This window comes from Runella sp., assembly GCF_965279615.1.
Taxonomy (GTDB): Bacteria; Bacteroidota; Bacteroidia; order Cytophagales; family Spirosomataceae; genus Runella.
The window spans coordinates 826,099-837,919 of the sequence record NZ_OZ257252.1 but is presented as its reverse complement, the minus strand read 5'-3'; the positions used below and the strand labels follow the sequence as shown (position 1 = coordinate 837,919).

Genomic DNA, 11,821 nt, shown 5'->3' with positions numbered 1-11,821 from the left:
AATTAAAAGAGCGGATCTTTATTTTCGGGTATTTTCAATGGCTTCAAGCAAGGCTTTTATTCGGGAGATTTTAGCCGCTACTGCCTCATTTTCAGCCGTGAATTGCTCGTTTGTCAGCTTTGCCTGCGTGTTAGTGACTTTCCATTCGTCCATCTGCAGTTGCTGTTCCTGGAGGGCTTTGATGAGTGGCATCAGCAGGTCAGTATAGCGTACGCTGTAGAATCCTTTGGTATTTTTTTGGAGTAAGCCCAAAGAAGGCGCATTCAGTTGTCGGAGCGTAACGGCCAAATCTTGGGCAATAAGCCCCGTTTCAACGTCGGCATTGGCATTGTTTTTACGATGGTACGACACCGGTCGCAGTTGCCCAATAAAATCACTGCCGAGGTTCAACGGTCTGATTTGTTCTTTCCAACGGCGGTCGGAAGTCACTGTCCAAGCCACTTGTACACAGGCAAACGTGACGGAGGAGTTGCCGATTCGGATTTGGTTATCGGTTGTCCCGGAAGGTACCTGCGCATCATAGCCGATGGCGGTATTGTTGTGCCCGGTACTGATGGTATTGCCTGCCAACGAACCCACGGCAGTGTTATTGCTGCCTGAAGAAACCAAGCGTAAAGCCTGCGCTCCCCCGGCAGAGTTGTAGCGTCCGGTGTTGTTGGAGGCGGTTGTACTGCCTCGCAGCGATTCATACCCCACGGCGGTATTGTAGGTGAGCCGCCCATCTGATGTTCGGTTATCTGCAAAAATCATAGCACTGCTTCCTATGGCGGTGCTGCCGTTATTGGCCCTATTGGAAAACAATGCTCCATTCCCGGCGGCGATATTGTAGCTCCCGGTTGTATTTAACAGCAATCCATTGTTGAGTGCGATATTGTAGCTTCCGGTACTGTTGGTGGAGAGAGCGCCAAAGCCGATAGCGATATTTCGGTTGCCGGAAGTATTATTTAGTAAGGCATTATCACCGATGGCGGTATTACCACCGCCTGTATTATCGGCGACGGTGGCACTGCCGCGCAGAGCCTGAACCCCCACGGCGGTATTATCACTTCCAATCGTAAAATACTGGGTCTCAAAACCTACTGCCGTGTTGCGGAGACCTCCGGTATTGTTGTAGAGCGCATTTTTTCCTGCCGCTACGTTTTCACTGCCTGTAGTATTTCGGTAAAGCGCATTTACTCCGATGGCTACATTGTTACTGCCTATGGTATTGCTGATCAAAGAATAGGCTCCGATGGCTACATTGTCTCTGCCTGATGTGTTGGAAAGCAGACTGAACGCCCCCAATGCCGTATTGTTCATCCCGGAAATGTTTTGCCTGAGTGCAGAGTAGCCCACGGCTGTATTACGGACACCAAGATTGTCGGTAGGGGTATCCCCGCTGCGTAATGCTTCAAAACCAATGGCTAAATTCTCCCCGCCTCGACTGTTGAGCATGGCCTGTGAACCTACGGCAATGTTATGGGAGGTACTGCCTCCGCTGATTGTTGAGCTGTTGTAAAAGGCACGATAGCCAAAAACCGTTGAATGGAGAAATAAACCACCCAATCCGGCTGCTTGGGCACCTATTACGGTATTGTTTGGTTTAGAATTGTCAATGGCAGGAATACCCGGACCAAATAAAAGCGTGGTGGTTGATACTGAATTTGTGCCTGCTCCTTTGATACCGCGCGGAGTAATTTCGATAGATTTGTCGGTAGCTTCCTGAATAAAGATTTGGGCGAGTAAGCCACTTGTGCTGTAAATAAGTAGCAGTCCGAGGAGTAGTAATTTTTTCATGGTGGTTTTTTTGAAAAAACTTTCCAAGTTTGGTGATTGAAAATCAGATGAAGCCTGCACTATTGTAAACTTGGAAAGTTTCAGTAGAGCAAAGGTCAGTAATTCAAATCCCCAAAAAATCACATCATCAGGTGAAAGGGATTCTACGCAATTCAGTAAGTAAAAGTACGTATTGACTCCGGTTGGTTGACTTTGGAAGTAAGCAGTTCCGCTAATCTTCGCTCACATGATTAGGGGCTATACGATTCTGTCACGGACGGCTTTGACCACGGCTTCGGTGTTGGACTTTACGTGAAGCTTGTCGTAAATATTTTTAAGGTGGGTGCGAATCGTATCAATACTCAGGTTGAGTTCGGCCGCAATCAGTTTATAACTAAGACCTTCCACCAACCAACGCAGCACCTCCAGTTCTTTGGGCGTGAGGTTATAATCGGTTGGAGCTGTTTTGGCAAAGAAATGAACCACTTTTCGGGCAATCAGGGGAGACATGGGAGCACCGCCATCCATCACTTCCTGAATCGCTTCCAAGACTTTTTGCGGCGGTGTTTTCTTTAATAAATACCCAATAGCCCCTGCCTGCATGGCTTTAAAGACCCGATCTTCTTCCTCAAAAACCGTCAGCATCAAAATATTTAAACGTTTAGAATTCGCTTTTAAGAGCTGTACTGCCTCAATACCATTGATATGGGGCATATCAATGTCCATCAAAATAACGTCAGGTTGTGTACGTGTGATATTTTCGACGATATTGATCGGATTTGGAAAACACCCCACCACTTCAAAACCCGTGCTGAAATTGAGGTAATGAAATAGCCCTTCGCGGTAGTCGGCGTTGTCGTCGACGATTACTACGCGAATGTTATACGCCTGTGACATGTGCCGGTGTTAGCTTGTAAGAAAGTAGTAAAAATAGGCATTTAATTTGCTGACTCAACTCACATGATAGAGTGAACGTCGTCAATTATTCAACTGAATATAAATGGTAGCCCCTTTGTCTTTTTGACTATCTATTCTGATCTCTCCACCGATCTCTTTCGCCCGTTGACGCATGTTTTCCAAGCCGTTACGAAGGGTAGGTTGAAGTGTATCAAATCCTTGACCATTGTCCTGTACAACCAGATGTAACGTCCTTTTTTCTATTTTTAATTGAATTTTCAACTCACTACAGCCCGAATGTTTGATGGCGTTGTTGATGCTCTCCTTTAAAATAAGGTACAGATTCCGTCTGATTTTCATGGGAATCTTAAGCTTTCTGAAACTTGGGTCAATGTCAAAAGTGAGTTTTATGTTTTTTGTTTCAGTTAGGGTATAAGCAAACTCCTTTGTGCGTAAAACGATGCTTTCGAGTGAGTCGTCTTTGGGGTTTATGGCCCAAATGATGTCGTCCATGTTTTCCAACACCTTTTGGGCATTTTTAGTGATGCTTTCCATGAACTTACGACTTTGTGCTTCGTCAATGTCCAATGATTTTTTTGCAGATTCGCTCAGCATCGTAATACTGCTCAAGGTCGAGCCAACTTCATCGTGCAAGTCACGGGAAATCGAATTTCGTAAATGGTGAAGTTTAAGAAATTGTTTTAGGCGATAGCGATATAAACCGTAAAAGAAGGCGGTGACACCCGTAAAAATCAACCCAAAGAACCACCAGCTTCGATAATAAGGAGTAGTGACAAAAATTCGGAACTCCGTTATATGGGAATCAACATCCCCGTCGGCACTGAGTGCCTTTACTTTGAAGGTATAATGGCCGCCGCTGAGATTGGTATAACTGACTTCGCGACGCGTGTTCCCATTTTTCCAATCTTGGTCAAATCCTTCCAGTCGGTACTGAAAAGTTATTTTTTCAGGATGTTCAAACTCCACGACGGAATACCGAAAAGTAATGATGTTTTGATCGTAATTGACTTCGAATGGGTCTTTAGTTGTTTTGAAATCAATGGATTGCCGATTTTCAAGAAGGTAAAAATCCGTCAAAATCGGCTCGTATACTTTAGGCGTATTTCGAGCTTGGAGCGGGTCAAAATAATTTACCCCTTCTTCATGATTAAGGTAGAGATTTCCATTGTTTTCATACATAAAACCGTAGAAATAATTACTGATAAGTCCGTCATTCTCCGTAAACAATTGAAATTTTTCGGTAACAGGATCAAAATTAAGCAGACCATTGCTGATATTCATCCACAGTTTGCCGGCCTTATCAACGGTCAGCCCGTTCTTGAACCGCAACTTTTTGTTATTCCCATAGCTTTTCCAACCTTTAACAACCCTATGTTTGCTGATTTTTATTAATTCATCGCTAAACGCCACCCAGACAGTTCCTGCGGAGTCAATATCCAAGGCGAATACATTCCGGCGAGGCCCAATTCTTTCGGTAACTTTTTGGGTTTCTGTATCAAAAACAGTGACACCGGTCCGCGTAGCCAATGCTATTTTTTGATTGTTTAACAGCTTTAAATCATAAATATAAGAGTGATTGTCGGATGGTGGGTTGGTAGTATCGGTTGGATATACCGTCATTTTTTGGGAAGGGAAGGCTACTTTTACTAACCCGATTTCTGAACCGATCCACGCGTTGTCAAATCGGTCAAATATAATTCTCCAACAGAGCAAATCGGGTTTTAAGTGCTTGGTCGGGAGCCTTCTGCTATGTAAATTCGGTTCAATGATGAACAGCGTTTTGGGCGAGAGCACCCAAAGTCTTTTGTGGCGGTCGTAGTTGATTTGGGTGATGACGCTCCCCGGTATTTTAAAAGTTTTAATGATTTTTTGATGTGATTTATCATACAGAAACAAACCATAATCAGAATTAACTACCCATTCAAGGTTTGGCTCAGTAGCGTGTTGAACGATTTGACGAACCCGACTGATGTTTAGCTTTCTAAAAAAAGGGAACAGTTCTTTTCGGATCTGAAATTTTTTAGGATTGGCTCGGTAAAGGCCTTGGTCGGTACTTAGCCAAATATTGTATTTACTGTCCTGATAGATATCCAGGATTCTTCTGTGATGAAAATCATTTATCTCATTTATACGTTTTACAGGCGCACTAAAAGCTTGATACCCATTTTTGTTTTCCGTATCCAGCATATCCAATCCACCGGAGGCCAATCCACACCAAAGTACCTTTGAACCCATTTGGTCGGATAGGGTAGTGATGCTTCTGATTTCTTTACGATTGGGATTGATTTCTGTGAGTCGAGGATGCGAAAATTGGCCGTTTTGGAAGGATTGCTCCCATATTCTTCGCTTTTCATCGCTGTAAATCCAGTGATTGTTTCTGATGGAATGTATGACCCAATCAAAGGATTTTTTGGCCATCCGAGAAGATTGTTTTGTATGGATATCGTAACTTATCCATTCTTCATTGGTAGCGATGATGAGGGTAGTGGAATTAATGCTGATAATCTTGTAAGGAGTGCTGAATGAGTGAATAGAGGTTGTTTCAAGTTCTTCTGTATCAATGATATAACGAAAAAGTCCATTTTCCCGGGCTATCCAAAAACATTGATGAGTTAGGTCGTTAAACAACGCGAATTTTTGCTTAACCTTTTTATTGACCGCATTGAATTCTTTGTTTTTAGATTGTAATTTTAACTCAAATCGGTCTTTTATGGGGTTATATTTAAACAGGTTGGCATTGTTTGTTGCCCAAATAGCGCCTCGGTAATCTTTAAATACTTTCGGTGAGGGCAGTGCATCGGTTTTTAAACTGTCGTTTAAATCATACTGCTTTACTTCCGCACCATCCAGTCGATTGATACCCTGAAATGTAGCCACCCAAATAAAATGTTGACGGTCTTCCACGACATTAAAGATATAATTGTCAGAAAGTCCGTCGCGGGTAGAATAACGTTGAAAGAGTAGGTCGTTTTGCAATTGTGCCACTGCAACATACGACCATAGAAGAAAAATAAGAAGGGTATAGGGCTTTTTGGGCAACATTTCTTACTCGAATGAGAAGCAATTTGGTTAAAAATCTTTAAAAACTGTTTACCGATCCACTATTTGAATTCGTTCTTGAAATAATTACCTATTTTTGCAACAATTCATGAAAGAGTTTATGAACGAAGGTAATTGAACTTTATACGCTGCGGGCTCCGTATTCACTTTATATTCTATTTATGCCTCTGAAAAAGAAAAAGGTTGGTAGTTATCCTAACGCCATGATTATTGTTAGCCTGACCGCGGCGTTGTTTCTGATTGGGTTTTGCGGGTTGCTGGTCATGCAGTCTAAAAAGCTGATCTCGATCATTAAGCAGAATATTGAGGTGCGCGTCATGCTTAACAAAGGGATGGATTCAACCCAAGTGGCTGATATTGAGAAGAAAATAATGGCTAAACCTTTTGTGCTGAATGCCGAGGGGAAACCATCGGTGATCTTTTATTCCAAAGACGAGGCGGCCAAAGAGTTTATTGCCGATACAAAAGAAGATTTTACGACCTTTCTGGGCGAAAATCCCCTGCATGACAGCTACCGGGTGCGGTTGCACGAAGATTATTTTGAGGATACCAAGCTTAAACAGATCAAAGCCGATCTTGAAAAAATGGATGGTATTTTTGAGGTGGTTTACCAAGAGAACCTGGCCGACCAGATCAACAAAAACCTGACGAAGATATACATTATTTTAGCTACGTTTGCGGTCATTATGTTGGTTATCATTGTGTTACTGATGAATAATACCATACGTTTAGCCCTCTATTCACAACGCTTTTTGATTCGAAGTATGCAGTTAGTGGGCGCGACCAACAATTTTATTCAAATGCCGTTTCTCAAAAACGGGGCAGTTCAGGGCTTGATCAGTGGAGTGATCGCGGCGGGATTGATCGTGGGTTTGCAGCAAATTGCCCTGCGCCAAATTGAAGGTTTACATATTTTACAGGAATACGAAAAACTTGGTTTTCTGCTCCTTGGTGTCATTATTTTGGGTGCATTAATTGGAATTTCCAGTACATTTCAGGCATTGGCGAGGTATTTGCGGATGACTTTGGATGATTTATATTAAAAAAGCCTATTTTGGATAGTTTCTGGAACTGAAAATAATAAATATAAATGCCGGATATTCTTATTTTGCAGGAACGAATTAAGAACTCAATATTAGTTGGAGAGAGTGATTTTCGTGAATTTAAATCGGCATTAGAGGGGAGGCCAGATAACAAAAAACCTCGACTTGCTAAAAAAATATGCGAAGATATAGGAGAAGCCTTGGTTGCTTTTTCTAATACTGATGGAGGTGAATTAGTAATTGGAGTAGAAGATGATACTACAATTACAGGAATCCCTCATTCTGAGTCGGATATTGAAATGATGCTTAATGCTGTAAATTCTCACGTTCTGCATGGTCAAGAATTACCGATAGTTTATAAATTGAAGCTTACAATTGAAAATAAAATTATTCTTTTCTTTCAAGTTGAAAAAGGAACATCGGAGATATATCAACTTCCTGATGGGCGAGTCGTAATAAGAAAAGATAAACGTACTGTCCCGGTAAGAATTAAGAATCTACAATTTGAACAGCAGGAAACTAAATCACGGGAATATGACCGACAATTCGTTGATGGTGCAATAGTAGGTGATTTGGATATATTATTAATCCAGAATTTAGCAGATAATTATATTAAAGGTTTAACAGCAGAAAGGTACTTGCAACAGTTGGGACTTGCTCAATATGCTACTAATGGTTTAAGGTTAACCAGAGCAGCGGTATTACTTTTTGCAAAAGACATTCAACGTTGGCACCCTCGTTCTCAGGTGCGTTTTATAAAAATTAATGGTACAGAATTGTTATCAGGGGAACGATATAATGTAATAAGTGATGAATTTGTTCAAGGGAACATTTATGAACTAATAATTAAATCTTGGGAAATGATGCGCCCTTATTTGGCCTACAAAACCGAATTTGGAGCAGATTCAAGATTTGAACAGCGATATATTTATCCGGAAGATGCTTGTAGAGAAGCTGTTTTAAATGCAATTGCTCATCGAGATTATTATAATAGTAATGGTATTGAAGTACATATTTATAATGACAGACTGGAGTTGAAAAGCCCAGGGGCATTATTATCAACTTTAACAATCAATGACTTAGAAGCGCTGGACAATAGGCACGAATCAAGAAATGCAAAAATTACTTATGTATTAAAAGTAAGTAAATTGATGAGAGAAATGGGAGAGGGAATGAAGCGAATTTTTACTTTAATGGCACAAAATGAACTTCAAAAACCTAAACTTTATTCTAATACAGTCTGGTTTACAATTACATTATTTAATAAATCTGATTTTACGCAAACACAACAAGATTTTTTGAGATTATTTTCTGATTATGACCTAAGTAGTGTACAGAAAAGAATTCTTGTGGCAGGTATGAACGGTAAAGAACTCTCACAAGCTGATATATATCACGCAATGAATACGAAAGATAGAGATACTTATGACAAAGAAATAACTTCATTAAGAAATCAAAACTTACTTCAACAGATTAGAACAAATTTTCAGGCTAAGAATTTTGCTTATCATAACAAAATTGAAAAATCAAGAGTCCCTCGATTTGTAGTCCAAGTTCCACCTGATAAGCATATCAGAACATATAAAATCATCTAATAATTTAAAATACAAATGAAAAAGAACTCATTTCCCTTTGGTAAAAGTAATTACACCTTAATGATCATCGGCATCGTGTTAGTATTGGGTGGATTTGTTATTATGAGCATGGATTCAGCAGAATTTGGTTTCGGTGCTTTGGGCTTAACCGTTGGACCATTGGTCGTTATGTCGGGTTTTATTCTGGAATTCTTTGCCATTCTGCGCCGCCCTGTCGACGGGAAATAGTTAAAAACGTTATGAAGTGAGGAAGAAAATACGCCTCACAAACACTCCTTTATCTTCAAAAAATGGATTTTGTTCAAGCGCTTATTCTTGCCGTAGTCGAAGGTATTACGGAATATTTACCTATATCCTCTACGGGTCACATGATTTTAGCTTCCTCTTTCATGGGAATTGCTTCTGACCCCTTTGTTAAATTCTTTACCGTTGCCATTCAATTAGGTGCTATCCTGTCGGTGGTAGTATTGTATTTCAAACGGTTTTTTCGCAGCCTTGATTTTTATTTTAAACTCTTGGCAGCGTTTATTCCGAGTGCGGTTTTTGGCGTGTTGTTCAGTGATGCTATTGATGCCCTGCTCGAAAGCCCCTTGGCGGTGGCTATTTCACTACTGGTGGGCGGGATCATTTTATTGTTCGTAGATAAATTGTTTACTAAAACCTTTATCGAGGATCCCGACGAAATTGATTATCTGACAGCCTTTAAAATCGGCTTTTTTCAGTGTATCGCCATGATACCGGGCGTATCTCGCTCAGGCGCAACCATTGTGGGCGGTATGTCGCAACGACTGAGCCGCAAAGCCGCAGCCGAATTTTCATTCTTTTTGGCCGTGCCTACCATGTTTGCCGCTACGGCAAAAAAAGGATATGATTATTACAAAGACGGTCTTGTACTGACCGACGAACAAATAAAGTTGTTGGCCGTTGGCAACGTTGTCGCTTTTGTTGTAGCAATGCTTGCCATTAAGTTTTTTATTGATTTTCTGGCAAAGTATGGTTTCCGCCTGTTTGGCTGGTATCGTATCATTGTCGGCGGCGCTATTTTGGCAATGCTGCTGGCAGGATACAAACTGGAAATCGTTTGATGATTGGTATATGATAGATGATTCGGCAACTTCTCCCGATGAAGGAGAAGTTATTTTGCTTAATAAACCCCTCACGTGGACTTCTTTTGACGCGGTCAATAAAATCAAGAAAGCCTGTCGGATCAAAAAAATCGGCCATGCCGGTACGCTTGACCCGTTGGCGACGGGTTTGTTGATCTTATGTACGGGTAAAAAAACCAAGGAAATAGATACGTATCAGGGAGCCGAAAAAGAATATACCGGCAAATTGGTATTGGGTAAAACCACTCCTTCCATTGACCTCGAAACGCCTTTTGACGGCGAATACCCCATTGACCATATTACGCCTGAATTAATGCAGGCTGCCGTGACAAAGCTAACGGGTGACCTTACGCAGTATCCACCTATTTATTCAGCCGTGAAAATGGGAGGAGAGCGCCTTTACAAGAAAGCCCGTCGGGGAGAGACTGTTGAGATAAAACCTCGTTCGGTTTCTGTGCCTGTTTTTGAGATCAATGCGGCCAATTTTCCCGAAGTGAGTTTTCGCATTGTTTGCTCAAAAGGAACGTATATTCGCAGTTTAGTACGGGATTTTGGGATGTTGTTGGAATCAGGAGCGTACATGAGCGAGTTGTGCAGAACTCGAATTGGTACTTTTTGGTTGAAAGATGCAGAAGACATTGAAGAGTACGTTAAAAAGAAACGTTTGGAGTTAAATCTTTGACGATAGACTTTGGGACAAGAATGATTAGTTATTCCGGTCCGGAGTCAGGTGTCCATTTTAAGAACATGCAAGTTTATTACGATATAGGTGATTTTGAGCCACTTCAAAATGCCATTGTTACCAGCGGAACATTTGACGGGGTTCATTTGGGCCACCAAAAGATACTGGCAAGATTGACCGAAACAGCCCAAACCTTCGGTGGAGAAAGCGTAGTGATAACCTTCTGGCCGCATCCACGCATGGTGGTTTCAAAAGATAGCCAAAATCTGAGATTGCTTTCTACCTTGGAAGAGAAAATTGAGCTTTTACGCCAAAACGGTGTTCAGCATTTGGTGGTGATTCCTTTTACTCGGGAATTTAGTGAGCTGTCTTCCGAAGAGTTTATCCAACAAATTTTAGTGGAGAAGATAGGTACCAAAAAGTTGGTCATTGGCTATGACCATCATTTTGGCCGCAACCGTGAGGGGAGTTTTGATTATCTTCAGCAACATGCGCCACGTTATGGATTCCAAATTGAAGAGATACCGCGTCAGGAGATCGAACACATTACCGTAAGTTCGACCAAAATCCGTCAGGCATTGTTGGAAGGTGATACAACCATTGCAACCGAATTGTTGGGGCGCACTTATACATTTACGGGTATTGTAGTAAAAGGCCGGCAATTGGGCCGCACCATTGGGTATCCTACTGCTAATGTACACATCACAGAAAGCTATAAGCTGATTCCCGTCGATGGTATCTACGCCGTACGTGTAGAGGTACGAGGCCAACGATTAAATGGAGTGATGAGTATCGGCTTCCGCCCAACCGTCAACGGAAAGAATCGGACGCAGGAAGTGTATATTTTTGACTTCAATGAGGATGTATACGGCGAAAAAATGACCGTTGAATTGGTACAATACATTCGGCCCGAACTCAAATTCGATGGCCTGGAAGCGCTGACAAAAGCCATTGAAGCTGATTGCGTGGCCGCGATGGAGGTTTTGGGAAAAGCAAAATAAAACTTTCCAAGTCTCAAAGACTTGGAAAGTTCGAGTCAACAGACCGTTACCGGTTGCAAATACATTTCTTCTATTTCAGCAACCCATCTATCAACGATTTCTTTGGTGGCTCGGTCGGCCTTGTCAAAAAACAGGTGATGCTTGAGGTCTAATCCGCAATAGGTATAAATGCCCTTATCGGAGGTGAGCCGCAGGGCTGTGTCCATCCCGATTGCGCTGTATTCCGCATGAGATTTGCCGTGGGTATTAATGACAAAAGCCTGTTTACCCACCAATAATCCTTTTTGAATACCTTGATCGTAGCGATAGGCAAACCCGTACGACATTACGCGGTCGATGTATCCTTTCATAATGGCGGGCATCCCTGTCCACCAAATCGGATAAATAAAGGTGATGGTTTCGGCCCATTCAATGTGCTTTTGTTCTTCTCCAATCAACGTATCTACTTGTCCTCTTCGCTGGCCCGCCATATCTTCCAATGACAAAACAGGGTTGAAATTCAGCTCATAAAGATCCCTGATCACCACTTCGTGATTTTCTTTTTTGAGAATATTTACGACGGTTTGCTTGATCAAATGATTAAGACTCCCGGCATTGGGGTGGGCATAAATGATTAAGTGTTTCATGATGTTTTCTTTTTTTGACAAAACTAGCGGTTGTC

The 11,821-nt window shown here is 41.7% G+C and carries 10 protein-coding genes; 6 read left to right on the top strand and 4 right to left on the bottom strand.

Annotated features, from left to right (window positions below; all coding sequences use genetic code 11):
- Nucleotides 1-18: 18 nt before the first annotated feature.
- The 3 genes from ACQY73_RS03690 to ACQY73_RS03680 form a co-directional block, all read right to left on the bottom strand.
- The gene (locus ACQY73_RS03690; protein ID WP_428661621.1) at nucleotides 19-1,776 is read right to left on the bottom strand and encodes a tail fiber domain-containing protein; all 1,758 of its coding nucleotides are present in this window, start codon (nucleotides 1,774-1,776) and stop codon (nucleotides 19-21) included.
- Nucleotides 1,777-2,013: 237 nt separating this feature from the next.
- Nucleotides 2,014-2,652: a response regulator gene (locus tag ACQY73_RS03685; protein WP_428661617.1), complete on the bottom strand. Its 639-nt coding sequence runs from the start codon at nucleotides 2,650-2,652 to the stop codon at nucleotides 2,014-2,016.
- Nucleotides 2,653-2,733: 81 nt separating this feature from the next.
- Nucleotides 2,734-5,715, bottom strand: coding sequence for a triple tyrosine motif-containing protein (locus ACQY73_RS03680; protein WP_428661614.1), 2,982 nt, complete (start codon nucleotides 5,713-5,715; stop codon nucleotides 2,734-2,736).
- A gap of 179 nt (nucleotides 5,716-5,894) precedes the next feature.
- Here ACQY73_RS03680 and ACQY73_RS03675 point away from each other — a divergent pair, with 179 nt between their 5' ends.
- From ACQY73_RS03675 to ACQY73_RS03650, 6 genes are all read left to right on the top strand, one after another.
- Entirely contained in the window at nucleotides 5,895-6,776 is an 882-nt protein-coding gene (locus ACQY73_RS03675; protein ID WP_428661611.1) for a cell division protein FtsX, read from the top strand.
- Between the two features lie 47 nt (nucleotides 6,777-6,823).
- A complete protein-coding gene (locus ACQY73_RS03670) occupies nucleotides 6,824-8,371 on the top strand; it encodes an ATP-binding protein (RefSeq protein WP_428661608.1) in 1,548 nt (515 codons plus the stop codon).
- Nucleotides 8,372-8,386: 15 nt separating this feature from the next.
- The gene (locus ACQY73_RS03665) at nucleotides 8,387-8,599 is read left to right on the top strand and encodes a DUF3098 domain-containing protein (protein WP_428661606.1); all 213 of its coding nucleotides are present in this window, start codon (nucleotides 8,387-8,389) and stop codon (nucleotides 8,597-8,599) included.
- A gap of 62 nt (nucleotides 8,600-8,661) precedes the next feature.
- Nucleotides 8,662-9,456: an undecaprenyl-diphosphate phosphatase gene (locus ACQY73_RS03660; protein ID WP_428661603.1), complete on the top strand. Its 795-nt coding sequence runs from the start codon at nucleotides 8,662-8,664 to the stop codon at nucleotides 9,454-9,456.
- A 10-nt stretch (nucleotides 9,457-9,466) separates the two neighbouring features.
- Complete coding sequence (gene truB, locus ACQY73_RS03655) at nucleotides 9,467-10,159, top strand: tRNA pseudouridine(55) synthase TruB (protein ID WP_428661600.1); 693 nt, start codon at nucleotides 9,467-9,469, stop codon at nucleotides 10,157-10,159.
- A gap of 65 nt (nucleotides 10,160-10,224) precedes the next feature.
- Nucleotides 10,225-11,160, top strand: coding sequence for a bifunctional riboflavin kinase/FAD synthetase (locus ACQY73_RS03650; protein ID WP_428661597.1), 936 nt, complete (start codon nucleotides 10,225-10,227; stop codon nucleotides 11,158-11,160).
- 35 nt (nucleotides 11,161-11,195) lie between these two features.
- On the opposite strand, the gene ACQY73_RS03645 is transcribed toward ACQY73_RS03650, so the two are convergent.
- Nucleotides 11,196-11,786 (bottom strand): NAD(P)H-dependent oxidoreductase, encoded by a 591-nt coding sequence (locus ACQY73_RS03645; RefSeq protein ID WP_428661594.1) that lies wholly within the window; start codon nucleotides 11,784-11,786, stop codon nucleotides 11,196-11,198.
- Nucleotides 11,787-11,821 lie beyond the last annotated feature (35 nt).

Bases quoted from the DNA above. Each gene is read 5' to 3' on its own strand.
- ACQY73_RS03690 (WP_428661621.1), bottom strand. From the start codon at position 1,776: ATGAAAAAATTACTACTCCTCGGACTGCTACTTATTTACAGCACAAGT.
- ACQY73_RS03685 (WP_428661617.1), bottom strand. From the start codon at position 2,652: ATGTCACAGGCGTATAACATTCGCGTAGTAATCGTCGACGACAACGCC.
- ACQY73_RS03680 (WP_428661614.1), bottom strand. From the start codon at position 5,715: ATGTTGCCCAAAAAGCCCTATACCCTTCTTATTTTTCTTCTATGGTCG.
- ACQY73_RS03675 (WP_428661611.1), top strand. From the start codon at position 5,895: ATGCCTCTGAAAAAGAAAAAGGTTGGTAGTTATCCTAACGCCATGATT.
- ACQY73_RS03670 (WP_428661608.1), top strand. From the start codon at position 6,824: ATGCCGGATATTCTTATTTTGCAGGAACGAATTAAGAACTCAATATTA.
- ACQY73_RS03665 (WP_428661606.1), top strand. From the start codon at position 8,387: ATGAAAAAGAACTCATTTCCCTTTGGTAAAAGTAATTACACCTTAATG.
- ACQY73_RS03660 (WP_428661603.1), top strand. From the start codon at position 8,662: ATGGATTTTGTTCAAGCGCTTATTCTTGCCGTAGTCGAAGGTATTACG.
- truB (WP_428661600.1), top strand. From the start codon at position 9,467: ATGATAGATGATTCGGCAACTTCTCCCGATGAAGGAGAAGTTATTTTG.
- ACQY73_RS03650 (WP_428661597.1), top strand. From the start codon at position 10,225: ATGCAAGTTTATTACGATATAGGTGATTTTGAGCCACTTCAAAATGCC.
- ACQY73_RS03645 (WP_428661594.1), bottom strand. From the start codon at position 11,786: ATGAAACACTTAATCATTTATGCCCACCCCAATGCCGGGAGTCTTAAT.